Genomic DNA, 23,724 nt, shown 5'->3' with positions numbered 1-23,724 from the left:
GCTACGACACCAGCCTCGCCGCCGAGGCAAGATAAAGCGGCGAGGGATCGCGCCGGTCTTCGCACCAACACGTGTAGGTCATTTTGATCACGTGATCGTCGTCGGATGCGATTGCTTTTTTGCAGACGTCGCGCCATTCGATATGAGGATCCACGACGCGCGTGTCCGTTTGCACGCGTTCGCCAACTGTTGCGTAAGCGGCGCAGAGCGCGAGCCAGAAGTCCGGCATTAATTTCTCGACGAGGCGTGCGTCCAGCAACGCAAAGACGATGCGCGCCGCACGCGTTACCGTGACCGTGTGCAGCAGCGTGAAATCCGGCCTGCGCCAATAGGCGTCGATAGTCGCGCGCGCGATCTCATCGAGCACGCCTGCGCGCAGCGGCAACGCGAGAACCGCCGACGCAAACCGCGGATCGTCGGCAACCGCCTGCACGCGCGAGGTAATCGTGCTCTGCGCAAACGACACGCCGCGAAAGGCCTCGCCGACCTGATCGAATCCTTCGCCGATACTTGCCGCCTCGCGACGTTTCGAGTCGGCGCGAATATCGATCGGCAGATGCGAAGCAATCAACGACGCCAGTCCCGATGCGATTTCGCCGGCATGCCCGGCTTCGATCCCATACGCGAGCCGGATGATCGAATGAAAAGCCTGCGTTGCAGGCGCGAAACGCACTTCGCTTAATACACTCGCGATAACAGACGCAGGACCCGTATCGGCGGTCCAGTCGAGAAAACACAGGCGCAATGCGCCGAATGCCGCGCGCGTTCCCAGATGCGTTTTCCATTCCCGCCGATCGATACGCGTCACCACCGGCGGCGCGCTCAATGCATACGTGGATGCCCACCTGTCGAAAAACGCGCTGAGCCGCGCCGACGACGCGCCCATTTCCGCGAGCGCAACGAGCGCCATCGGACAATGATTGGTCGTGCCTTTCGCGCCGAGATCGAAGCGGGCATTGGCGTCGAGCAATGCGTTCAAGGTGCTGCGGACAGAATCGCTGCGCATGGGGACGTCTCTCGAACCGTGAAGGGAAATGGCATTGTCAAAGTTCAAGTACACTTGAAGTCAAGAAACTCCGCGCGGAAAACGCATGACCGAAACAACGCTTACGATTGGCGAACTGGCGAAGCGCGCCGGCGTAGCGGCCAGCGCGATCCGCTTCTATGAAGATCAAGGGCTGATCAGCAGCACGCGCACGGGCGGTGGGCACCGACTGTATCGACGGGACATGCTGCGTCGGGTGGGTTTTATCCGCGCGGCGCAGGCCGTTGGCCTGAATCTCGCGGACATCCGGTCGGCGCTCGACGCGCTGCCCAATCAGCGCACGCCCACGAAAGCGGACTGGACGCGTCTCTCGCGTGCGTGGCAGCCCCTCATTCAGGAACGCATCGACGGGCTCATCGCCTTGCGCGATCAGCTGGCGTCCTGCGTGGGCTGCGGTTGCCTCTCGCTGAAATCGTGCTCGCTCTACAATCCGGACGACGTCGCGCGTCGTCGCGGCAGCGGCGCGCGCTATCTGATGGGCGATACGTCGCGCGCCGTGCTGGCCGAAGATATCGACGCGAAGAAAAAATAAAAGCGCTATTACACGGGCACGCTATTACACGGGCAATTACCGAGGCAATAAACCCGCGGCGCGATAACTCGCGATCAGGTCGTCGTACACGGCAATATCGCCGCGACTGCGGGCAATCAATTGCGCCCCGGCGATGGCCGCAAAAATGGCGCGGGCGCGCGCCTCGCTCTCGGCGGGACTGACCACGCGTGCAGCGGTGAGCACCTTGCCGAGCCATGCCACGTTCACGTCCGCGAAGGTCTTGACCTCCTGCATCACCACTGCCGGCAGATCGTCGGATTCGGCGGCCATGAAACTGCACAGGCAGATGCGATTGTCGTTCTTCAGCGCCTTGCGGAAGGTTTCCGGATAACGGCGCAGGCAATCGATCGGCTCGGCAGCGCTGGCCAGCGACGCCTCCAGCGACGCCGCGCAATCCTCCCAATAGCGCCGCGCGACCGCCGCGCCGAGGTCGGCCTTGTTTTCGAAATGATGGTAGATACTCGCGGCCCGAATGCCGACCGCCTCGGCGAGATCGCGAAAATTCAGCCCACCGTAGCCGTGCGCCTGTGCAATCTGCGTCGCCGCCGCCAGGATGCGCTCCCGCGAATTCGCGCCTGAATCGATCTTCACCACCCTGCCTCCGCAATCCGAAATGCCCGTTGACAAGCCGCATTGTACTCTCTATCGTAAACCTAACAAACGTTAGGTAGATTTTAGAGCGATCGTTTCAGAACGAGCGATGGCGTCCTTATCCCCACTCAGCGAGAGGCAAGCATGACGGCGAGCACCATGACGATCTACGATTTCCCCAAAGGTCCGTATCCCACGCGCGTTCGTATCGCGCTGGCCGAGACAGGACTCGATTCGCAGGTAAGATTTGTGATGGTCGATCTCTACACGGGCGAACACAAGCGGCCCGAATTCATCCGCGCGAAGAACTATTCGGGCACGCTGCCGGTTCTCGAACTCGAAGACGGCACCTGCATCGCCGAATGCACGGCCATCACCGAATATCTCGATACGCTAGGCGAAGCACCCATCCTGACCGGCAGAACCGCGCGCGAGAAAGGCCTGATTCACATGATGAGCAAGCGCGCCGAACTGGAATTGCTCGACGCCATCAGCGTGTATTTTCATCACGCCACGCCCGGACTCGGGCCCGACGTCGAGCACTATCAAAACGCCGAATGGGGATTTCGTCAGCGCGACAAAGCACTGAGAGGCATGCGTTATTTCAATGACGTGCTGACCACGCAGCCGTTTATCGCGGGCGATACGTTTTCGATGGCCGATATCACGGTGATCGGCGGTCTGGTTTTCGCGTCGATCGTCAAGTTGCCGGTACCCGACGAGTGCGAAGCGCTGCGAGCGTGGTATGCGAGGATGCGCGAACGGCCGAGTGTCAGCAAGCAGCCGGCGTACAACTGAGCGAGGACGGCTACGCTCCACGTACAATTCAAAGATTGATGACTCAATCGCCCAACGTGGAGCCTTCATGCCATTTTCAGGTAGCTGTCTGTGCGGATCGGTGAAATACGAAATCGATTCACTCGACTCGCCCATCGGACATTGTCATTGCCGGACTTGCCGCAAGGCGCACGCTGCCGCGTTCGCCACGACGGCGCGCGTCGCGCGCGATCATTTTCGCTGGACCGCCGGTGAAGCACTGCTGCGCAGTTTCGAATCGTCCGCAGGCAAGTTTCGCCATTTCTGTTCGGCTTGCGGCACGCATCTCATTGCCGAGCGGCCGCTGCAACCGCATGTGATCCTGCGCGTGCCCACGCTCGACGAGGACCCCGGCCACAAACCGGCCATGCATATCTGGACCTCGCACGACGCGCCGTGGCTGGTCGACGGAGAAGCCATCCCGCGTTATCCCGAGTGGCAGCCTGAACGGCCGTCCGGGCGCTAACGCAGCCGAACCGTCGACGTCGCCACCCGTATCGCCGACAATGCGATTTCCACCCCACAGGAGTCGACGATGTTGAACGACGCGGTTCTGGCTTCCATGAAAAAAAGCGTGCTCTGCTGGCTGGCGACCGCCGATGCCAACGGCGCGCCGAATGTCTCGCCCAAGGAAATATTCTGCGCGCACGGGCCGAATGTTGTGTTGATGGCCAATCTCGCATCGCCGGGCAGCGCGGAAAACATCGCGCACAACCCGAACGTCTGCGTGAGCTTTGTCGATCCGTTTGTTCAAAAGGGATTCAAGCTAAAAGGGCAAGCCCGACTGCTGCACGAGAGCGATGAGGCATTCGCCACGCTCGCGTTGCCATTGACGCAACTCGCCGGACCGCGTTTTCCTTTCCGCTCGCTTTTCGCCATCGAGATTGATTGCGTCGAGCCGATTATTGCGCCGAGTTATCGGCTTTATCCCGAGACGTCCGAAGCGCGACAAGTCGAGTCGGCCATGAAAAGCTACGGCGTGCGACCGGATACGGACTGAACAGCCGATCAAGACGCGCGGCGCTTCTGCGATTCCATTCAGACTGCAGATTGCAGAATCAAGGCGGACAACCGGCGCGCCACCACGCACCGCTGTCCGCCGATACATCGATACGTCGATACTCAGATACTCAGACCGCTCCGCGATGAGTGATCAGTGATCGGTCAGGCCGAGCATCTTGTCGAAGAAAACGGCCGCGACGATGCCCGCCACGAAACCGTTCTTCGGCGTCGCCGCGTAGGCCGGATTGCCCCACGTGCTCGTGTTCCACGTCCGCATGACATAGGGGCTCAGAATGATGCTGCGCGTGACGGCGATATTGGCGTCGAGCTTGAGGCCGTACTGCGTGCGTCCGACCGTATAGCCCGTGCCGCCCGCAGCGAGATTCTCCTGTTTCAGATATTCCTGCTCGTGCGGCGTCAGCGTCGCCCAGTTCAGCGAAAGCGAGAAGCTGTCGTGCGGACGGCTACGCAGCGGCGCCTCCACAATCACGCCCGCACTGCCGGTCATCGCGATGCCGTAGCTCGACCGCGAATCGAAGCTGCCGGTGGCCGTCGCGAACAGCGAGACGGCCGTCGGGTCCGGTGCGCCCGCGAGGCCGCCATCGGCGCGCCACACCACCTGACGCCCGCCGAAGTACATGCCCGAGGTGCCCTTGTGCGTTTGCGCCGTGAGCGGGTCCGTCTGCGTGCGCGTGTTGTAGTAGAGCATCAGCTCATAGCTCTTGGGATAGGGATCGCTCTGATAAGTCGTGCGATAGGCAGTGCTCGCGAGCCACACGTTGCTGTCGGGCACGCTGTTGGTCCATTCCCAGCCATTCGTGAACGGATACGCGGGATTCGAGCGGAACAGTCCCGCCTGCACCGACCACGCGGGCGTGATGTTGTAGCGCGCGCGGCCGCCCCAGTTCACGTAGACGGGCGGATTCATCCCCGCGCTGTTCTGCAGGATCGCGCTCTGGCAACCGAAGCCCTGATTGCACACCGGCGCGCCGAAATACGCGCCCGCATTGGTCTTGCCGAACTCCACATCAAGCTTGTCGTGAAACGCCTTCTGCTCCCACGTGAAGATGCCCAGATGCGAAACCTGCGGCACGTACGGGCCGGGCTGCCCCGCGAGCACGTCGCCCACCTGGGTGCCCCACGCGAGATTGTTCGTGAACGGCACGAAGAGCTGCTGAAAGTGGATCGTCGCGCCTGGAAAGCCCGCGATCTTCTCCATGTCGAAATCGCCGCCCACCGAGATGAAAGTCAGCGCTTCGTGATTGCCCGTTTGCTGGCCGACGCTCGGGTTCGTGAGATACATCTGCACGAGATTGAGCGTGGGCGTGAAGCCCCAGTCGTTGAGCTTCTGGCCGATGCCGGCGAGCGGTCCCTGACGCGGGCTCGACGCCGGCGCGGGCGCCGCGTCGCCGATGTGCGAAACGCCGAGTTGATTGGTCGACGGAATGCCCTGCTGCACCGACGGCCGATCCGTGGACGCCTGCTTGACCGTGCCGTCGCTGGCGGCGAGCGTCAGTGCGGGCTTCGCTGGCGTCGCTTGTTTCGCTGACTTCGATGCATTGGCCGAAGGGGCTGCGTCGTCGGCACTGACTGGGCCGGTTGACGTGGTCGGTGCCGTCTGCGCGAAGACCGCGCCGCTCGCCAGCATCGCCGCTATCGCGAGCGACATCGACGAAAGACGCCATGCGTTGATTTCTCGTTTAGTCAGGATTCCAAACCGATGAATCGTCATTATTATCGTCTCCAGATTTTTGTGGCAAAACGCGTTCCGTCGCGCCTCGTGACGGGCGCGTTCCGGATTCAATGAGAACTTCTAGAAAAGGCTGATCGCCGCCTGACCACTACCAGGCGGTCGCGCCGCCGTCGACGGGAAATTCCGCGCCGGTCACCCAGGCGGATTCGTCCGACGCGAGGAACAACGCGCACCATGCGATGTCCTCGGGCTGCCCCACGCGGCGGGCCATCAGCTTGCCGAGCACGCGCGCCATCAGTTCGGGCTGTGCCTGCATGTGACGGCGCGTGGCCTCGGTTTCGACGAGCGCGGGCGAAATCGTATTGACGCGGATGCCATGCTGCGCGCCTTCCATCGCGAGCTGACGCGTCATGGCCAGCACGCCGCCTTTACCCGCGCAGTGCGCGAGCGCGGGCGACCCTTCGAGCGCATGCGAAGCGTTCGCCGAAGCGAAGTTGATGACCGATCCGCCACCGCGCGCGATCAGCGCGGGCCACGCGGCCTGGCACAGCAGAAACACGATATCGAGTTCGCCCGTGAGCGTCTTGCGCCACTGCGTTTCGTAGTCCATTTCGCCGATCCACGCGAACGCGCCGAACGCCGCCGCATTGACGAGCACATCGACGCCGCCATGACGCTCGACGGCGAACTCCACGAGCCGCCCCGCCTCGCGCGGCGCGGTCAGATCGCAGGGATGCAGGCTGTCGATCGTCCAGCCGCGTTCGCGCGCTTCGTTCACGGTGCGTTGCGCGGCGTCGGCGTCGATATCGCAGCCCACCACGCGCGCGCCTTGCGCCGCGAACAGCATCGCGCAACCCTTGCCGATGCCGTTGCCGATTCCCGTCACCAGCGCGGTCTTGCCACGCAGGCGCTCGCCGCGCTGAATCGGCAGCGCCGGTTTGAAAGCGGTAGTCATGCGCGTCTCCGGATCGCTCAACCGAGCTTCAGACGACGCACGCGCAGCAGCGAGCCGCCCACGCACACCGCAGCGAGCACGAACAGCGCGAGCCCCCACGACTGCACGACGGCGAAGCGCGAACCCGAGTGCATGACCATCGCCATCACGACGATCGGGCTGCAAAAATAGCCGATGAACTGCGCCGCCGTGAACGCGCCGGTCCCGAAGCCGCGCCGCGAGAACGGCAGCGAGCGCAGGCCCCAGCTCACCAGCGCGGGCAGCACGATGCCGCAACCCACGCCGTTGATCGCGCCGCCCAGCGTGAGCACGGTTTGGTCGTGCGCCGTGCCCATGCAGACGAAGCCGAGCCCGCAGACGATCGTGCCGAGCACGAACTGCTGCAGCACCGAAAAGCGACTCGCGATAAACCAGCCGAAGCCGAGCGTGCCCGCGATGATGCCAACGCTGTTCATCGCATACGCAAAACCGATGGCGCCCGTCGAATGCACGCCGAGTTGCACGAGCATGAACGACAGATGCACCGGCACGACCATGAACACCATGCCCACGCCAAAGGCCGCGAGACAGATCAGCGCGAGCAGCCACGGACGGAACGTGGTCTCGTCGGCGGCATGCGCGTGGGCTTCGCGCAGATCGCGGCCGCCCTGCGTGTCCCAGATAAAAATCTGCACGAGCGGCGCGAGCAGCAACGGCAGTGCGTACGCGACGAACGGCGCACGCCAGCCATACGCGCCCAGCACGCCGCCCATCAGATTGAAGACGAACGCCGAAGTCGAGGCCACCGTGACCTGCAACGCCGCGTAGCGGTCGCGCTTCGCGCCCGTAAAATAGTCGCCGATAAACGACGTGCTCACGGTCATCGCCGCCGCTTCGGCCAGGCCGACCAGCGCGCGGCTCGCGAGAATCGCCTGGATCGAGTCGAGATACAGCGGCGCGGTGCCCGCGATCGCGTAGAGCACCAGCGCGCCGACCAGCACGCGCTTGCGGCCGATCTTGTCGCTGACCGCGCCGATCACCATCGCCAGCGCGCCGAGCACGAACATCGGCATGGTCACCACCACCGGCACCAGCGTTTCGATGCCGGGCACGTTGGCGAAATGCTGCTGCATCGCGGGCAGCACGGGGCCAATCACGGTCGGCGCAAGCGTGCCGCAAATCACCGTGCTCAGCAGAATCAGCGCATGAAGGAAGTGGGCTTCGCGGCGCACCGGCGCGCCGTCGCGGCCTGGAGTTTGCACATGCATGGGGTCGTCTCCGTTTCTCTTTGAATAGAGTCCGCGATGTCGAGCCGTGCGCGCATGGCGCGTCCGGCAGAACCGCGAACTTCCTGTTTGTGTGAGACGAATGATTCCGGCCGCGACGTTACGACACAATCAGATTGCGTCGACAAGACCATTTGATGCCGTCGAATCGACGCGTACCGGCTTCAGCCGCGTTGCAGCAGCGCCGCGCCCGGCGCGTCCGCACTCGCCTGCGCCTGTTCCTGCAACACGCGGCGCATCCACGCGTGCGCGGGGTCGCCGTTGTTGATCGCGTGCCACTGCATGACTTCGACGAGACGCGGCAGCTCCATCGGCAAGGGCAGCACGCGTAAGGGAAGGAAATGCGCGTAGATTTTCGCGAGCCGCGTATGCACGGTCGCGATGCGCGTGGTGCCGATCACGAGTTGCGGCAGCGTGTTGAAGTTTGTGGTCGTCACTTCGATCGTGCGCGAGATGCCGCGATTGGCCATCACGAAGCCTTCGAAACTCGCGCTGCGGCTGTCGCCGAAGGTGGCGGCCACGTGCCCCAATTCCGCGTATTGCTGCGGCGTGAGCGTCTCGCCCACGAGCGGATTGCCTTCCCACACCACGCAGCTGAACGTCTCTTCGAACAGCGCCTGGGACGGATGATCGGGATTGACCGACACGCTCGGATAAATCACGAAATCCACCTCGCCGCGATCGAGGCGCTCGGGCACGTCGTCGGCCATGTTGGCGATGTGCAGCGTAATGCCGGGCGCTTCGCGTTGCAGACGCTGCACCACGTCGATCAACAAGACCGTGGTGAGATAGTCCGACGCGCGAATCACGAAGTTGCGCCGCGCCTGCGCCGGATCGAATTCGAGCCGCGCCACCACCGTCGATTGCACGGTCAGCAGAATCTCGCGCACCGGTTGCGCAAGACTGCGCCCCAGCGGCGTGAGTTCCATGCGCCGCCCCACCTGCATCAGCAGCGGATCGTTGAAATACTCGCGCAAGCGGCCCAGCGCGCTGCTCGTTGCCGACGCGCCAATGTGCAGCCGCTCGCTCGCGCGCGTGACGCTGCGCGTGTCGAGCAGCGCATCGAGCGCGACCAGCAGATTCATGTCGAAGTGACCCAGTCTCATGGGGCGTGACTATCCCGCGAGCATCCGATCCCATCAATGCGTGTTTCCACTAGGAATTGATGGTTTCGACAATTGAATCCCTCTACAGTACGGCTATACAAACGATTCGCCGTGCCGCCCCGAGCGGCCGGCAACAAGCCGGAGACAACCCGCATGCAGACCGCGCCGTGCACGCAGCAGCCGCTGCTTTCCTCGTTGCGACCCCATCATTTCGGCATCAGCGTGCCCGATCTCGACGCCGCCGTCGCCTGGTACGGCCGCATGCTCGGCTTCACGCTCGAACAGCAGCTTTACATCGACAAGATTCCCGCGCGTATCGCTTTCGTGCGCCGCGAGCAATACCGCATCGAGATCTTCGAAGTGCCGGGCGCCGCGCCCCTGCCCGACGATCGCCGCGTGCCCAATCTCGATCTGCGCACGCACGGCAACAAGCATATGTGTTTCGAAGTACCCGACGTGCCGGGCGCGGTGGCCGCGTTGCGCGAAGCGGGCGCGGATATCGCGTTCGAACTGAACGTCGACGGCAATCCCACGGCCTTTATTCGCGACGCGGGCGGCAATCTGATCGAGTTGCTCGAACCGTTCGCCCCCGATCGCCATCAATCGTAACGCGTGCTGAACGCTGAATTTGCATGCGCGCCGGCGTTCACACTGCAGGCCGGATCGCGCTGCCTTACCCAATCTTGCTGACACGTTGACGTATTCACGCACCCATGACGACATCGACTAATCCGCTGCACGGCTGGCAAGTCAACCGCGACGAGATTCGCCAGGTTGGCCGCGATCTGCTGCGCCCCGAATGCATCCTCGCCGAACCCGACGGCACGCTCTGGACCGCCGACGCGCGCGGCGGCGTCATGCGCATCGCGCCCGACGGCACGCAAACACTGATCGCGCAGCACAGCACGCAGAACACCGCGCCCGCGTCCGGCGACGCCCAGCAACTCGTGATGGGCGGCACGCTGCCCAACGGTCTCGCGTTCGACGCCGAAGGCCATATCGTGATCGCCAACTTCGGCACCGACGCCATCGAACTGATGACGCGCGACGGCGCTTCGCGCACGCTCTACGACCGCCTCGACGGCGCGCCGCTCGGCAAGACCAATTTCGTGCTGACCGACTCGCGCGGCCGTATCTGGTTCACGGTGACCACGCGCCAGGTGCCGTGGACGCGCTCGATCAACGAGAAGACCGCCGACGGTTACGTAGGCCTGATCGACGAACACGGCATCCGCATCGTCGCGGACGGCTTCGTGGGCACCAACGAGATCCGGCTCGACGCCGACGAGGCATGGCTCTACGTGGTCGAAACCAACGCGCGCCGCATTTCGCGTCTGCGCGTGCAGGACGACGGCTCGCTCACCGACCGCGAGATCTACGGGCCGCCCGATCTCGGCGGCTTTCCGGACGGCTTCGCGTTCGACGCGCACGGCAATCTCTGGATCACGCTGATCCTCAACGAGAAGCTCATCGCGCTCACGCCCGAAGGCGAAGTGCTCACGCTGCTCGACGACGGCAATCCCGAGGCCTTCGCGCGCTACGAAACGCACTATCGCGACGGCACCACGACGCCCGAGTTGATGGGCGCGTGCCGCGGCACGCTCGCGCCGATGATGGCGAGCCTCACGTTCGGCGGCCCCGATCTGCGCACGGTGTATCTCGGCAGCCTCGGCGGCACGACGCTCGCGAGCTTCCGCTCGCCGGTGCCGGGTTTGCCGCTCGCGCACTGGAACCGTTCGGCGACGAACGCTACGCACGAAACGCACGACACACACGACAAGCACGCAACGTCATGACGAAGTTCACCACCCTTAACGGCGAGCGCCCCGTCGCGCTCGTCACCGGCGCGACGGGCGGCCTCGGCGAGCAGATCTGCCGCTCGCTCGCGCTCGCCGGTTGCGCCGTCGTCGCCGGTTATCGCAGTTCGGCCGACGCGGCGCACGCGCTCGTCGCGCAACTCGACGGCGAAGGCCATAGCGCCCTCGCCGCGCCCGTGACCGACACCGCCGCGCTCACGCGCCTCGCCGACGACGTGGCCACGCGCTACAACCGCTGCGACGTGCTCGTGAATTGCGCGGGCACCACGCGCTTCGTCGCGCACGACGACCTCGACGGCATGCCCGACGCGCTCATCGACGACGTGCTCGCCACCAACGTGCGCGGCCCATTCGCGATGGTGCGCGCGCTGCGTCCGCTGCTCGACCGCAGCACGCTCGCGGGCGGCGCGGTCGTCGTCAATATTTCGTCGATCGCCGCGCAGACCGCGATGGGCAGCAACGTGATCTATTGCGCCTCGAAGGCCGCGCTCGACAATCTCACGAAGTCGCTGGCGCGTGCGCTCGCGCCACGCATTCGCGTGGTGTCGGTGTCGCCGGGACTCGTCGACACCGAATTCGTGAAGTCGATGGACACCGCGTGGCGCGACGAGCAGGCCGCGCGCACGCCGCTCGGCCGCCTCGCCGACCCGCAGGAAATCGCGCAGGCGGTGCTAGTCGCCGCGCGCGATCTGCGCTTCACCACCGGCTGCGTGCTGCCCGTCGACGGCGGCCGCCCGCTGCGCTGATCGCATCAACCGACAAGACATCGAAGGAGACAGACACCATGAAACTCGCGTCGCTCAACAACGGTCATCCCGATGGGGCGCTGATCGTCGTCTCGCGCGATCTGCGCCGCGCGGTTCGCGCCGACGCCATCGCGCCGACACTGCGCGCCGCGCTCGACGACTGGGCGCACACGCAAGCCGCATTGCAGGCGCTTTACGACGCGCTCAACGCCGGCCGCGCGGCGAACGCGTTCGACTTCGACGCGCAGGCGTGCAGCGCGCCGCTGCCGCGCACGCATCAGTTCATCGACGCCTCCGCGTTCCTCAATCACGGCCGCATCATGACGCAGGCCTACCATCCGGAGAAGAAGTCGGACCCGTCGATTCCCGTACTGATCCAGCGACAGGCCGACGATTTCGTGGGCCCGCACGGCGATTACGCGTTTCCTGACGAAGCCGATCAATGCGACTTCGAAGGCGAAGTGGGCGTGATTCTCGGCGACGTGCCGATGGGCACGCGCGCCGCCGACGCACTCTCCCACGTGCGCCTCGTCGTGCTCTTCAACGACGTGAGCATGCGCAAGCATCTGTTTCGCGAGCTGGGCATGGGCTTCGGCTTCATACTCGCCAAGCCCGCCACGGCGTTCGCGCCGGTCGCCGTCACGCCCGACGAACTCGGCGACGCCTGGCAGGACGGCCGCGTGCAGCTCGACATGGAAGTCGCGCGCAACGGCGAGCGCTTCGGCGCGCCGAACGGCCGCGAAATGAGCTTCGGCTTTCACGAACTGATCGCGTATATCGCGTACAACCGCAATTTGCGCGCGGGCATGCTGCTCGGTTCGGGCACCTTCTCGAACGTCGATTATCACGCGACGGGTTCCGCCTGCCTCGCGGAGCAACGCGCGATCGAAATGCTCGAACACGGCGAATCGCGCACGCCGTGGATGCGTTTCGGCGAACGTCTGCGTTTCGACATGAAGGGCCACGACGGTCAATCGATCTTCGGCGCCATCGATCATCGCTACATTCAGGCGGACTACGTTCAGCAGTCCGCCCACCACGCCATTGCAGGAGCAGGCGCATGACCACGCAATACGACATCGTCGCGATGGGCGCGGGCCACAATGGCCTCGTCGCCGCCGCGTATCTCGCGAAAGCCGGCAAGAAAGTCCTCGTGCTCGAACGCAAGGCGTGGCCGGGCGGCGGCGTGAGCACGCGCGAGCTGAACACGCCGGGCTACTGGCACGACGAGCACTCGAGCGTGCACATCATGATTCAGGGCAATCCGATGTTGCGCCAGGACGAACTCGGCCTGCTCTCGGAACATGGCCTGAAATACCACTATTCGCCGGTGCCGCACGCCACGATCTTTCCCGATCAATCGGTGCTGTTCACGTACAAGGATCTCGACAAGACCTGCGAATGCTTCGCGAAGGTCTCGCAGAAAGACGCCGACACGTACCGCGAATTCGTGAAGATGAGCCAGCAGGTCCTGCAGATGTTCATGCCCGGCCTCTACTCGCCGCCGCCGCCGCTCGGCGAACTCGTCGCCATGCTCGACCGCAGCGACGAAGGCCGCCTCATGCTCGACTACATGAACCGCGACTGCCTCGATCTCGTCAATCAACTCTACGAGAGCGACAAGATCAAGATTCATCTGCTGCGTCTCGTGAGCGAAAACCTGCAGGCGCCCAACGAACTCGGCACCGGCATGGGCGTGCTGCTGATGCCCGGCATCATTCATACGTACGGCGTTTCGCAGCCGATCGGCGGCAGCGGCAAGCTCACCGAATCGCTGGTGCGCTGCATCGAATCGTATGGCGGCGAAGTGCGCTGCAACGCCGAAGTCGCGAAGATTCTCACGAGCGCGGGTCGCGCCAGCGGCGTGCAGCTCGCGAGCGGCGAGACCATCGTGGCGAAGGACGCCGTGATCGGCGCGCTTCATCCGCATGTGATCCGCCGCTTCGTGGAAGGCGTGCCCGAGCCCGTGTTGAAGCGCGCGGAACGCGCCACGCTCGCGCCGTTCTCGATCATGGTGAGCCACTACGATCTCAAGGAAAACGCGCGCTATTACGCGGGCGAAGAAGTGGGCTACGCGACCATGCTCGAATTCATGGCCACGGACAAGCTCGACGAGATGCTCGCCGATTTCGACGACCTCAAGCGCGGTCTCATCACCGAGCGCCGTCTGTGCGCGGGCGGCGACGAAAGCATCGGCGACAAGACGCGCGTGCCCGCGGGCAAGGGCATGTTCCATGGCATCACGTTCGCGCCGTACAACGTGAAGGACACGCGCTGGTCCGAGCGTCACTGGGACGAGTTCAAGGAAGAGATCGGCGATCTCTCGCTCGCGCATTACCGCCGGTTCGTTTCGAACCTGACGAGCGATAACATCGTCGCGCGCAGCATCGTCAGTCCTGTCGATCTCGAACGCTCGAGCCCGAACAGCATGATGCGCGGCGATCTGCACGGCGTGGCGCCCTACTTCTATCAAAGCGCGGGGCATCGCCCCACGCCGGACCTCGGCCAGTTCACCGTGCCGGGCGTCGAGCGCCTCTATCTCGCGGGACCGTTCCAGCATCCGGGCGGCGGCGTGTACGGCGCGGGCCGCGCCACCGCCATCAAGATGTTCGATCAGCTCGGCATGGACTTCGGCAGCGTGGCGAAGGGCGCGCGCCAGGACAGCGGCGTGCCCGCGACGGCGAACGGCCACGCGCCGAAGAAAGCCGGCATGGTGCTGCGCGGTCCCTCCGACGAGGAACTGATGCACGTGGAGTCGCTGGAACGCGTCGGCAACGAACTCGTCATCAAGGGCAAGAGCTTCGGCACCATGCCGATGGAAGCGCGCCTCGACGCGTCTTCCGCACGCGCGGGCCTCAAGATGCTCGGCGCCACGCGCCTGGCGTTCCTCGCCACGCTGCCGTTCCGCAAGGGAGACGCGCAATGAGCCATGTCGTCGTTACCGGTGCACAGGGGTTCGTCGGGCGCGCGCTCGTCAAACGTCTGCTCGCCGACGGCCTCGGCGCACGCGCGGTGTCGACACTCACGCTGCTCGATATCGCATTCGATGCGCCGCACGCCGATGCACGCGTGACGCAACTCGCGGGCAGCATCGCCGACGCGAGCGTGCGCGCGCAAGCCTACGCAGCGCCCGTCGATGCCGTGTTCCATCTCGCGAGCATTCCCGGCGGCGCGGCGGAACGCGACTACGCGCTCGGCCGCACGATCAATCTCGACGCCACGCTCGGCCTGCTCGAAGATCTGCGCGGTCAGGCCCGGCCGCCGCGCTTCGTCTTCGCGAGCACGGTGGCGGTCTACGGCGACCAACTGCCCGAGGTCGTCGACGAACGCACGCTGCCCGCGCCCGCATTGAGCTACGGCGCGCACAAGCTGACGGGCGAAGCGCTGGTCGCCGACGCCACGCGCCTCGGCTGGGTGCAGGGCTGCTCGCTGCGCCTGCCCGGCGTGGTGGCGCGACCGGGCGACGGCGCGGGCATGATGTCGGCGTTCATGAGCCAGCTGTTCTGGAAACTCGCCGCCAACGAGGCGATCACGGTGCCGGTCTCGCCCGAAGGCGTGGCGTGGTGGATCTCGGTGGGCGCGTGCGTCGACAATCTGCTGCATGCGGCGACCGTCGACGCGGAACGCTTCAACGCGCGGCGCAGCTATCAGATGCCGGTGCTGCGCCTCACCATCGCCGAAGTGGTCGACGCGCTCGCCGCGCGCTTCGGCGAGTCACGCAAGGCGCTCGTGACCTACGCGCCCGACCCGTTCATCGAGCGGCTGTTCGCCGCCTATCCGCCGCTGCTGACGCCCGAAGCCGAACAACTCGGCCTGCGCCACGACGGCACGGTCGAACAACTGATCGCCCGCGCCATCGCCCATTGAATACCCGGCATCGCTGCGCCACTGAATCGCTGCGATACCAATGAAAAGGATTCCTGATTATGCAGATCGTTGGACTCGAATATCTCGTCTTCGGCATCGACGACATGGCGGGAGCCCGCCAGTACCTGCACGACTATGGTCTCGACGAAGTCGAATACGATCCCGCGCACGGCGGCGTCTTCACCGCACTCGACGGCACGGGCCTCGTCATGCGCCCCGCCGACGACCCGCGCCTGCCGCCGCTGCCGCCGAAAGCCGCCACGCCTTGTTTGCGCGAAACGGTCTACGGCGTCGACAACGCGGACACGCTCGCCACGATCCGCGCGCATCTCGAAGCGGAGCGCGACGTGCGCATGGACGCCGACGGCACCGTGCATTGCATGGACGATGCGGGCTTCGGCGTCGCCTTCATGGTCACGCAACGCCGCGCCTATGACGCGCGCTATCTGGGCTTCAACGTGCCGGGGCAACCCGCCGGTCGCGCGCCCAACGACTGCGCTGCGAATCCCGATGAAGTCATCAAGCCGCGCACGCTCTCGCACGTCGTGTATTTCGTGGACGACGTGCAGAAGGCGGAAGCGTTCTATGCGCGCCTTGGTTTCGTCGTGACCGACCGCTTCAATCATCTCGGCCCGTTCATGCGGCCGGCGGGCACGAACGATCATCACACGCTCTTCATGATCGAAAGCCAGAACGATCACATGATCGGCTGCAATCACTTCACGTTCCATCTGGGCTCGCCCGCCGAAGTGCTGCAGCACGGCTGGAACTTCGTGAAGAAGGGCTACAAGAGCTTCTGGGGGCCGGGCCGCCATATTCTGGGCAGCAACTTCTTCTGGTATTTCAACAGCCCGTTCGGCGCGACGATCGAGTTCGACGCGGACATGGACCTGCACGACGCGAGCTGGACGCCGCGCGCCGTCGATCCGGGTTCCGACAACTCGCAGATCTTCCTGTTCGACGCCCGCAACAAGTGGGCGCCCGGCGAATGACCACGCACGCCGGAGAGCGCCTGCTCTGCACGCTCGACGCGCTGCCCGACGGCGGCGCGCGCGGCATGCTGCGCGAAGGCTTCGACGATCGTCTGTGCGTCGTGCGTCAGGGCGACGAAGTGTTCGTCTGGCTCAACGACTGCCCGCACGAACATCGGCCGATGGAATATCGCCAGGACCGCTTTCTGTCCGGCGACGGACAGCACATCGTCTGCTACGCGCACTCCGCGCATTTCGACATCCGCACGGGCCTGTGTTTCGCCGGGCCGTGCACCGGCAAGTCGCTCATCAAGGTACCCGCGCGCGTTGTCGACGGCGAAGTATGGATCGCCGCCGACCTGCCCTCGGTCTTCGACATTTAAACGGACTATCGCCATGTTCCAGTACTTTCCGACCAATTACGTGTGGAGCCTTTCGACGATGATCGCGCTCACGCACGGCGGCAATATCGGCGAAGTCGACGCCATGTGCGCGCCGCTGCGCGACGCGGCGCTCGCGGGCGACGATCCCGGCACGGTGGCTTTCTATGAAGCGTGGAAGGCCGGCGCCGATCAGCTCAGCGCCCTCGCCGACGACGATCTCGCGCGCGGCCACACGCTGTCCGCCGGCGAAAAATACGCGCGTGCGGGCCTGTATTACGGCATCGCCGAACGCATGCAGGCACACGGTTTCGAAGCGCGCCTCGCGATCTATCAGCGTTCGCTCGAACAGTTCGAACGCGGCCGCACGCTCGGCCGCGAGAATTGCGTGCGCGTCGAAATCCCGTATGGCGACACGCATCTTGCCGCGCTCTACGTGCGCGCCGAAGGGCTGCAAGCGGGCCAGCGCGCGCCGATCGTCGTCGTCATGAACGGACTCGATTCGACCAAGGAGATGCTGCAAAAGAGCGTGATGGGCACGATGTTCGCGCGACGCGGCCTCTCCGCGCTGTTCGTCGATCAGCCGGGCACGGGCGAAGCGCTGCGTTTGCAAGAACTGCCTGCCGTGCACAACACGGAGGTCTGGGCCGCGCCGATCGTCGATTGGCTCGAAGCGCACGAGGAAGTGGACCCGCAGCGCATTGGCGCACTCGGTGTGTCGCTGGGCGGCTATTACTGTCCGCGCGCGGTCGCGTTCGAGCCGCGCTTCGCGTGCGGCGCGGTCTGGGGCGCCAATCACGACTGGCGCGCCGTGCAGCACGCACGTCTGAAACGCGAAGGCGAAAATCCCGTGCCGCATTACTGGAAGCACGTGCAATGGGTGTTCGGCGCGAAGGATCAGGATGACTTTTTCGCCAAGGCCGAATTCATGCATCTGAACGGCGTGCTCGATCGCATTCGCGTGCCGTTTCTGGTGACGCACGGCGAAAACGATCGCCAGATTCCGCTCAAATATGCGCACGAAACCTTCGATCAGTTGATCAACAGCCCGAAGAAGGATCTCTTCGTTTTCACCGCGCGCGAAGGCGGCGTCGAACACAGCTCGCTCGACAATCCGCTCAACGCCGGCAACCGCATCGCGGACTGGCTCGCGGAACAACTGGGCGGCACGCTCGCCTGAGGCGCGCGTTCTTCGTCGCTCCATTCAGACCTATCCAGTCATTACGCAACGATAAAACACAGAGAGACACCATGGCACTCGTCAACAAGGTCTTGATCGTGGGAGGCGGCATCGGCGGCATGTGCGCGGCGATCATGCTGCGCCGCCAGGACATCGAGGTCGATCTCGTCGAACTCAATCCGCAGTGGGCGCCCGACGGCGCGGGCATCACCATCAGCGGACCGACGCTGCGGGCGCTGCGCGAAGTCGGCGTGGTCGCCGACGTGCTGCGCGTGGGCGGTTCGTGGCGCGCCGTCGATATCTGCGACGCAAGCGGTCAGCTCACGGCCACCGTGCCGATCGCCTCGGCGCACGGCGCGGACGATCTGCCGGGCGCGGCCGGCATCATGCGCAGTGCGCTCGCCGCGATCCTCGCGGACGCCACGCAGCGCGCGGGCGCGAACGTGCGCCTCGGCGTGAGTTTCGAAACGCTCGCGCAGGATGAAGAAGGCGTCGACGTCGTCTTCACGGACGGCACGCGCGCGCGTTACGACCTCGTGATTGGCGCGGACGGCGTCAATTCCGCGGTGCGCCGCCACGTCAAGCCCGATTTCGCGGGGCCGCGCTTCACGGGCCAGGGATCGTGGCGCGCGGTGGTGCCGCGCGAACGCGAGAACTCGACGATCTACATGGGCAAGACCACCAAGGCGGGCATGAATCCGATCAGCGCGACGCAGTGCTATCTGTTCGTGCTCGACAAACGCGAAGGCATGGATTTCCTCGCGCCGGACAAGTGGCCGCAACTGCTCGCCGATCTGCTCGAAGAATTCGACGGCCCGCTCGCGAGGCTGCGCGAAGGGCTGCTCGACGGCACGCTCGACGATCACCGCGTTTTGTATCGTCCGCTCGCGGGGCATATGATCGAGGGACCGTGGCATCGCGGCCGCGTGGTGCTGCTCGGCGACGCCGTGCACGCGACCACGCCGCATCTCGCCTCGGGCGCGGGCATCGCCGTGGAAGGCGCGCTCGTGCTCGCCGACGAACTGCGCCGGCGCCATTCGCTCGAAGGCGCGCTGCTCGCCTACGCGGGCCGCCATTACGACCGCGCGCGGCTCGTTGTGTCGGCGTCGGGGCGGCTGGGCGAGATCGAGCGCGAAGGCGGCTCGCGCGACGAGCACACGCGCATCATGGTCGCGGCGCAGCAGGCGTTGCGCGATCCGTTGTGAATCACGTCATCTGCCCGCTTGAAACCAAGGAATTCACCATGAGCGATTTTTCACCCGACAACGGCCGCGTGGCGGTCGTCACGGGCGCCGCCGGCGGCCTCGGCGAAGCCTTCGCGTGGCGCCTCGCCGCCAGCGGCCACACACTCGTGCTGACCGATCGCGCGCCGTGCGATGCGCTGGCCGCGCGCATCGACGCCGCCGGCGGCCGCGCCATCGCGCTCGCCTGCGACCTGAGCGAACCCGACGATATCGCCCGCTTCGCCGCCGAAGTCATCGAGCGCACCGGCAAGGTCGACGTGCTCGTCAACAACGCGGCCTTCATGCCGATGGCGCCGCTCGCCACCATCAGCGCCTCGCTGTGGCGGCAGATCATGACGGTCAACGTCGACGCGCCCTTCCTGCTCGCCCAGGCCTTTTCGGCCGGGATGGTCGAGCGCGGCTGGGGCCGCATTGTCAATCTCGCATCGAGCACCGTGTGGGGACCACCGCCCGGCATGAGCGCCTACGCGAGCAGCAAGATGGCGGTGATCGGCCTCACGCGCGCGCTCGCTTCCGAACTCGGCGCGCACGGCGTGACCGCGAACGCCATTTCGCCGGGCTTGACGCGTCATCCCGGCAGCGCGGCGAATCTGCCCGCCGAAGCCTTCGAAGCCGTGCGCGCGCGGCAGTTCATTCCGCGCACCGAGGAACCCGACGACCTGACCGGCGCACTGGCCTTTCTCGTTTCCGACGACGCGCGCTTCGTCACCGGCCAGGTGCTGAACGTGGATGGCGGCGGCTTCGGCTTCTGAGGGCGACGGCGCAAAAAACGGCATGCGCGATGCGCGTCGATACGCGGCGCGCGTCGCAATCGGCGCGGTAACCGCTAGAATTGCGGTTTTAGTCCGGAAACTGCCCCATGTCCTTCGCCACGCTAGGCCTGATCGATCCCTTGCAGCGCACTCTGCGGGATCTCAATTACCAGACGCCCACGCCGGTGCAGGTCAAGGCGATTCCCGCCGTGCTCAGCGGCAAGGACGTCGTGGCCGCCGCGCAGACCGGCACCGGCAAGACGGCCGGTTTCGCGCTGCCGCTGCTGCAACGGCTGGTGCAGAACGGCCCGGCGGTGTCGAGCAATCGCGCGCGCGTACTGGTGCTCGTGCCGACGCGCGAACTCGCCGAGCAGCTGGTGCAGAGCTTTATCGAATACGGCAAAGGCCTCGACCTGCGATTCCTCGCCGCTTACGGCGGCGTGAGCATCAATCCGCAGATGATGAAGCTGCGCAAAGGCGTGGACGTGCTCGTCGCCACGCCTGGCCGTCTGCTGGATCTTCATCGTCAGAACGCCGTGCAGTTCGATCAGGTGCAGACGCTCGTGCTCGATGAAGCCGATCGCATGCTCGACCTTGGCTTTGCGCGCGAACTGAACGCGGTCTTCGAAGCGGTGCCCGCGAGACGCCAGACGCTGCTGTTCTCCGCGACCTTCAGCGAGGAAGTCCGCACCATGGCGGCGGGCATTCTGCGCAATCCGGTCGATATCAGCGTCAGCCCGCCCAATGCGACGGCCAGCAAGATCAAGCAATGGGTCGTGACGGTCGACAAGCGCAACAAGCCCGAACTCTTCATGCACCTCGTGGCGCGCAACAAGTGGCAGAACGCGCTGGTGTTCGTCAAGACGCGCAACGGTGTCGATTACCTCGCGACCTTGCTGGAAAAAGCCGGCTATTCGATCGATACGATTCACGGCGACAAACCGCAACCGGCGCGTCTGCGCGCGCTGGAGCGCTTCAAGGCGCGTGAAGTGCAGATGCTGGTGGCCACCGATGTGGCCGCGCGCGGACTCGATATCGACGATCTGCCGCTGGTGATCAACGTCGATCTGCCGATCGTCACGCAAGACTATGTGCACCGTATTGGCCGGACCGGCCGCGCGGGCGCCAGCGGCGTGGCGGTGTCGCTCGTGTGCGCCGATGAAGCGCCGCAACTGGCCGCGATCGAAGCGCTGATTAGACAAACGCTGCGTCGCGAAGAGGAACCGGGCTTCCTCGCCGATCATCGCGTGCCGGAAACCAGCGCGAGCGGGGAAATCCTCAAGAAACCGAAAAAACCGAAGAAAGCCAAGGTGCCGCAGGTGGTCGCCGGGGTTCTGCCGGGCAAACAGGCGCAGCCGGGCGACGGTCCGGGCCCGGGCTGGGTGAATCCGTTCAGCACGCAGAAACCGCGCGCCAAGCCTGCTGCCAAGAAGTCTGCGGCGGGTTCGGGTGGGGCGCGTAAGCCTGTGGGGAAAACCGGCGGTAAGCCTTCGGGGAAACCTGCCGGTGGGCGTGGGAAGCGCTGATTCCAGCGCAGATCGATGGATCGGCGTATCGTGCGGCTGAGTTAAAGGCGGTTCGTGCCGCCGTCGCTCTCCCGTTGAAATTCGTCTCGCGTGATGGCGTAGCGGCTGTACGGCACGCCGTCGTCGATGCCATCGCCGCGATGCGTCATCCGCAACTTCGACGCGACATGGATCGACGCGCGATTCTCCGGATGAATGTCCGCGACGATCTCCGGCAGCGCGAGCGTGCGAAGCGCGTGAATGAGGACGGGACGTGCGGCCTCCGTCGCATATCCCTGCCCCCACGCCGCCCGGTTTAAACGCCAGCCGATTTCAAACTCGGGGCCGACGGCATCGTACGGGATGAGCAAGACCCAGCCGAGAAAGCGCTCGGGATCGCGCTTCGCGAAAATCGACCAGTAACCCAGTCCCTCGCCGAAACGCGCTTCAATGCGCGAGTGAAGAAAGCGCTTGTGCGCCTGAAGATCGCTCCACGGGCCAACGACGAATCGAACGACTTCGGGATCGCGATCCATCGCGAGGCACGCGTCGAAGTCCTGTAGCGTACGCGGCCGGAGTGTCAGACGGTCGGTGTGAAATGTGGGAAGCGGCATGGCATCGGCGATTGGCTTTAAGCGATGGGCGACTCGGTGAGGTGGTTTAGTGAGCTCGCTTCCTGCTAATTGGTCAGCCGCCGGACACTGCCACCACGCAACGTTCATCCTTGTGGTGCGTCGAGCGGCCTGCCGAAACGGTCGTAGCGCGGGAAAAAGATAATGTGCAGGATTCAACGAGTAAGCGACGCGCTCCGCTTTGCCCATGATTTCCTCGCGCGGGAAGAAACCGAAGTATCGGGAATCGGCGCTGTTGTCCCGGTTGTCACCTAGCATCAGATATTTTCCGGGTGGCACGACAAGCGGCCCAAATGAATCGCGAGGACTCGGCGCATCCGGTGACAGACGGATAGTGTGCGCAGCCCCGCTGATCACTTCCGTGTAGTACTCGCCGCGCGACGTCGCATCATTCGCGTGCTCATCGAGCTGAATCTCCCGGTAGCTCACGCGCGAACCGTTGATAAAGAGGACGTTATCGCGCATGGCAACGGTGTCGCCCGGCAGTCCAATGACGCGCTTGACCAGCAATTCGTGCGCTGCCGCCGACTGAATCGTGACGATATCGCCTCGCTGCGGATTATGAAGGCGCACAAGACTCAAATGCGTCAGCGGAAAGCGAATGTCGTACGCCATCTTGTCCACGAGAATTCGATCTCCCACTTGAATCGTCGGGAGCATCGAGCCGCTGGGCACCACATTCCAATCCGCAATGGCACTCCGGAAAACCGTCATCAGCAGCAGAAACGCAACGAAGCCTTTATGTTCTTTCCAAACTTTTCCGATCAGACGCATGGACTTTCGCCTCCATAAGACAGCTCAACACAACAGGACATGAAGCCGCAAACCGACACCGCATTCACTCACCCAGCAGATCGCGATAGCTCGCATACGCGCCGAGCAAGATCAACACAGCCAGCACCGGCGTAACGACCACGCCGCTCAACGTCATCGGCATCGCCGACACCGCGAACGCATAAGCCCCCATCACCGCCGCGTAAATCAACGCGACCGGCCAGTTGCGCGCAACGGCGCGCGCACTCGTCATCATCGCGTCGAGCGGCGTGCGGTTGCGCAGCACGATCAACGCGGGCGCGAACCAGAACGACGCGAGCGCAACCCCATAGAACGGCAGCGCAGCCAGCCAGGCCCACGCGCGCAGCCCATGCATGTGCGCCAGCATGGTTGCCGCGAAATAACCGGCGCTCGCCATCGCCGCAGCCGCCACGCCGACAGCAAGCAAGGCATCGCGATGCTCATCGACCGCGCCCCACGTCTCGCCGAACGTCCAGGGACGCGCGTGATCGGCACGCTCCTGCATCAGCACGAACATGGCCGTCGCCAGCGGCGCGACGAGCGGCGCCAGCACGCTCAGACGCGGCGCGAGTTCGAACAGCGTGACAAGATCGGCACAAGCAAGCAGCGCGAAAAGCCACGCCACGGGCCGCAGACGCGCGACCGCAAAACCTTGAGCAAGCCAGGCAAAACAACGCGCGGCCTGCACGCGACGAATGCGATGGTGATCGGCGCGCGCAACCGGCGCGGTGCTGGAGAGAAAGTGCAGATTCATGACGATGTCCTGTTCGAAGAAAAAGACTGCGTTGTCGATGTTCACTGCGCTCGCG

At 64.7% G+C, this 23,724-nt stretch carries 24 protein-coding genes and 1 pseudogene; 16 read left to right on the top strand and 9 right to left on the bottom strand.

Annotated features, from left to right (window positions below; genetic code table 11):
• Position 1: 1 nt before the first annotated feature.
• The gene (locus tag BMY06_RS12635) at positions 2-1,006 is read right to left on the bottom strand and encodes a questin oxidase family protein (protein ID WP_074983456.1); all 1,005 of its coding nucleotides are present in this window, start codon (positions 1,004-1,006) and stop codon (positions 2-4) included.
• Positions 1,007-1,091: 85 nt separating this feature from the next.
• On the opposite strand from BMY06_RS12635, the gene soxR reads away from it, so the two are divergent.
• Positions 1,092-1,577: a redox-sensitive transcriptional activator SoxR gene (gene soxR, locus BMY06_RS12630; protein ID WP_074983454.1), complete on the top strand. Its 486-nt coding sequence runs from the start codon at positions 1,092-1,094 to the stop codon at positions 1,575-1,577.
• 36 nt (positions 1,578-1,613) lie between these two features.
• Here soxR and BMY06_RS12625 read toward each other — a convergent pair whose 3' ends face one another.
• Complete coding sequence (locus tag BMY06_RS12625; protein ID WP_074983757.1) at positions 1,614-2,189, bottom strand: TetR/AcrR family transcriptional regulator; 576 nt, start codon at positions 2,187-2,189, stop codon at positions 1,614-1,616.
• 144 nt (positions 2,190-2,333) lie between these two features.
• Between BMY06_RS12625 and BMY06_RS12620 the strand changes: the two genes are divergently transcribed.
• From BMY06_RS12620 to BMY06_RS12610, 3 genes are all read left to right on the top strand, one after another.
• Positions 2,334-2,987 carry a glutathione S-transferase gene (locus BMY06_RS12620; RefSeq protein ID WP_237181585.1) on the top strand — a complete coding sequence of 218 codons (654 nt, stop codon included), beginning with the start codon at positions 2,334-2,336 and terminating at the stop codon, positions 2,985-2,987.
• A gap of 67 nt (positions 2,988-3,054) precedes the next feature.
• Positions 3,055-3,471, top strand: coding sequence for a GFA family protein (locus BMY06_RS12615; RefSeq protein WP_065061568.1), 417 nt, complete (start codon positions 3,055-3,057; stop codon positions 3,469-3,471).
• Positions 3,472-3,540: 69 nt separating this feature from the next.
• Positions 3,541-4,005 (top strand): pyridoxamine 5'-phosphate oxidase family protein, encoded by a 465-nt coding sequence (locus BMY06_RS12610; protein WP_074983452.1) that lies wholly within the window; start codon positions 3,541-3,543, stop codon positions 4,003-4,005.
• A 153-nt stretch (positions 4,006-4,158) separates the two neighbouring features.
• Here the strand turns inward: BMY06_RS12610 and BMY06_RS12605 are convergent, their stop codons facing one another.
• The 4 genes from BMY06_RS12605 to BMY06_RS12590 all read right to left on the bottom strand — a co-directional run bounded on the left by BMY06_RS12605 (position 4,159) and on the right by BMY06_RS12590 (position 9,026).
• Positions 4,159-5,676 carry a carbohydrate porin gene (locus BMY06_RS12605; protein WP_074983451.1) on the bottom strand — a complete coding sequence of 506 codons (1,518 nt, stop codon included), beginning with the start codon at positions 5,674-5,676 and terminating at the stop codon, positions 4,159-4,161.
• Positions 5,677-5,848: 172 nt separating this feature from the next.
• Complete coding sequence (locus BMY06_RS12600; RefSeq protein WP_074983449.1) at positions 5,849-6,655, bottom strand: SDR family NAD(P)-dependent oxidoreductase; 807 nt, start codon at positions 6,653-6,655, stop codon at positions 5,849-5,851.
• A 17-nt stretch (positions 6,656-6,672) separates the two neighbouring features.
• Positions 6,673-7,902 carry an MFS transporter gene (locus BMY06_RS12595; RefSeq protein ID WP_074983447.1) on the bottom strand — a complete coding sequence of 410 codons (1,230 nt, stop codon included), beginning with the start codon at positions 7,900-7,902 and terminating at the stop codon, positions 6,673-6,675.
• A gap of 182 nt (positions 7,903-8,084) precedes the next feature.
• Entirely contained in the window at positions 8,085-9,026 is a 942-nt protein-coding gene (locus BMY06_RS12590; RefSeq protein ID WP_074983445.1) for a LysR family transcriptional regulator, read from the bottom strand.
• 153 nt (positions 9,027-9,179) lie between these two features.
• On the opposite strand from BMY06_RS12590, the gene BMY06_RS12585 reads away from it, so the two are divergent.
• The 12 genes from BMY06_RS12585 (at position 9,180) to BMY06_RS12530 (ending at position 21,509) form a co-directional block, all read left to right on the top strand.
• Positions 9,180-9,635, top strand: a complete 456-nt coding sequence (locus tag BMY06_RS12585) for a VOC family protein (RefSeq protein WP_074983443.1) — start codon at positions 9,180-9,182, stop codon at positions 9,633-9,635.
• A 104-nt stretch (positions 9,636-9,739) separates the two neighbouring features.
• Entirely contained in the window at positions 9,740-10,822 is a 1,083-nt protein-coding gene (locus tag BMY06_RS12580) for an SMP-30/gluconolactonase/LRE family protein (protein WP_065061574.1), read from the top strand.
• Entirely contained in the window at positions 10,819-11,589 is a 771-nt protein-coding gene (locus BMY06_RS12575) for an SDR family NAD(P)-dependent oxidoreductase (protein ID WP_074983441.1), read from the top strand. The genes BMY06_RS12580 and BMY06_RS12575 overlap by 4 nt, the downstream gene beginning before the upstream one ends.
• Before the next feature lie 38 nt (positions 11,590-11,627).
• Entirely contained in the window at positions 11,628-12,653 is a 1,026-nt protein-coding gene (locus BMY06_RS12570; RefSeq protein WP_074983439.1) for a fumarylacetoacetate hydrolase family protein, read from the top strand.
• Entirely contained in the window at positions 12,650-14,515 is a 1,866-nt protein-coding gene (locus BMY06_RS12565; RefSeq protein ID WP_074983436.1) for a phytoene desaturase family protein, read from the top strand. The genes BMY06_RS12570 and BMY06_RS12565 overlap by 4 nt, the downstream gene beginning before the upstream one ends.
• Positions 14,512-15,456: an NAD-dependent epimerase/dehydratase family protein gene (locus BMY06_RS12560; protein WP_065061578.1), complete on the top strand. Its 945-nt coding sequence runs from the start codon at positions 14,512-14,514 to the stop codon at positions 15,454-15,456. The genes BMY06_RS12565 and BMY06_RS12560 overlap by 4 nt, the downstream gene beginning before the upstream one ends.
• A 59-nt stretch (positions 15,457-15,515) precedes the next feature.
• Positions 15,516-16,448, top strand: coding sequence for a VOC family protein (locus BMY06_RS12555; protein ID WP_065061579.1), 933 nt, complete (start codon positions 15,516-15,518; stop codon positions 16,446-16,448).
• Positions 16,445-16,810: a Rieske (2Fe-2S) protein gene (locus tag BMY06_RS12550; RefSeq protein ID WP_065061580.1), complete on the top strand. Its 366-nt coding sequence runs from the start codon at positions 16,445-16,447 to the stop codon at positions 16,808-16,810. Before BMY06_RS12555 ends, BMY06_RS12550 begins: the two co-directional genes overlap by 4 nt.
• Before the next feature lie 13 nt (positions 16,811-16,823).
• The gene (locus BMY06_RS12545) at positions 16,824-17,987 is read left to right on the top strand and encodes an alpha/beta hydrolase family protein (RefSeq protein WP_074983434.1); all 1,164 of its coding nucleotides are present in this window, start codon (positions 16,824-16,826) and stop codon (positions 17,985-17,987) included.
• Between the two features lie 71 nt (positions 17,988-18,058).
• The gene (locus BMY06_RS12540) at positions 18,059-19,192 is read left to right on the top strand and encodes an FAD-dependent oxidoreductase (protein ID WP_074983433.1); all 1,134 of its coding nucleotides are present in this window, start codon (positions 18,059-18,061) and stop codon (positions 19,190-19,192) included.
• 38 nt (positions 19,193-19,230) lie between these two features.
• Positions 19,231-19,983: an SDR family NAD(P)-dependent oxidoreductase gene (locus BMY06_RS12535; RefSeq protein ID WP_074983431.1), complete on the top strand. Its 753-nt coding sequence runs from the start codon at positions 19,231-19,233 to the stop codon at positions 19,981-19,983.
• Positions 19,984-20,090: 107 nt separating this feature from the next.
• The gene (locus BMY06_RS12530; RefSeq protein WP_074983429.1) at positions 20,091-21,509 is read left to right on the top strand and encodes a DEAD/DEAH box helicase; all 1,419 of its coding nucleotides are present in this window, start codon (positions 20,091-20,093) and stop codon (positions 21,507-21,509) included.
• A gap of 41 nt (positions 21,510-21,550) precedes the next feature.
• Here BMY06_RS12530 and BMY06_RS12525 read toward each other — a convergent pair whose 3' ends face one another.
• The 3 genes and pseudogenes from BMY06_RS12525 to BMY06_RS12515 form a co-directional block, all read right to left on the bottom strand.
• Positions 21,551-22,102 carry a GNAT family N-acetyltransferase gene (locus BMY06_RS12525; RefSeq protein WP_074983428.1) on the bottom strand — a complete coding sequence of 184 codons (552 nt, stop codon included), beginning with the start codon at positions 22,100-22,102 and terminating at the stop codon, positions 21,551-21,553.
• Between the two features lie 104 nt (positions 22,103-22,206).
• Positions 22,207-22,894: pseudogene (gene lepB / locus BMY06_RS12520) on the bottom strand (signal peptidase I).
• 64 nt (positions 22,895-22,958) lie between these two features.
• Positions 22,959-23,714, bottom strand: a complete 756-nt coding sequence (locus BMY06_RS12515; protein ID WP_244144381.1) for a hypothetical protein — start codon at positions 23,712-23,714, stop codon at positions 22,959-22,961.
• Positions 23,715-23,724: the final 10 nt, after the last annotated feature.

It is taken from the genome of Paraburkholderia tropica (genome assembly GCF_900109265.1).
GTDB classification, from domain to species: Bacteria; Pseudomonadota; Gammaproteobacteria; order Burkholderiales; family Burkholderiaceae; genus Paraburkholderia; species Paraburkholderia tropica.
This window is presented reverse-complemented; position numbering and strand designations above follow the sequence as displayed.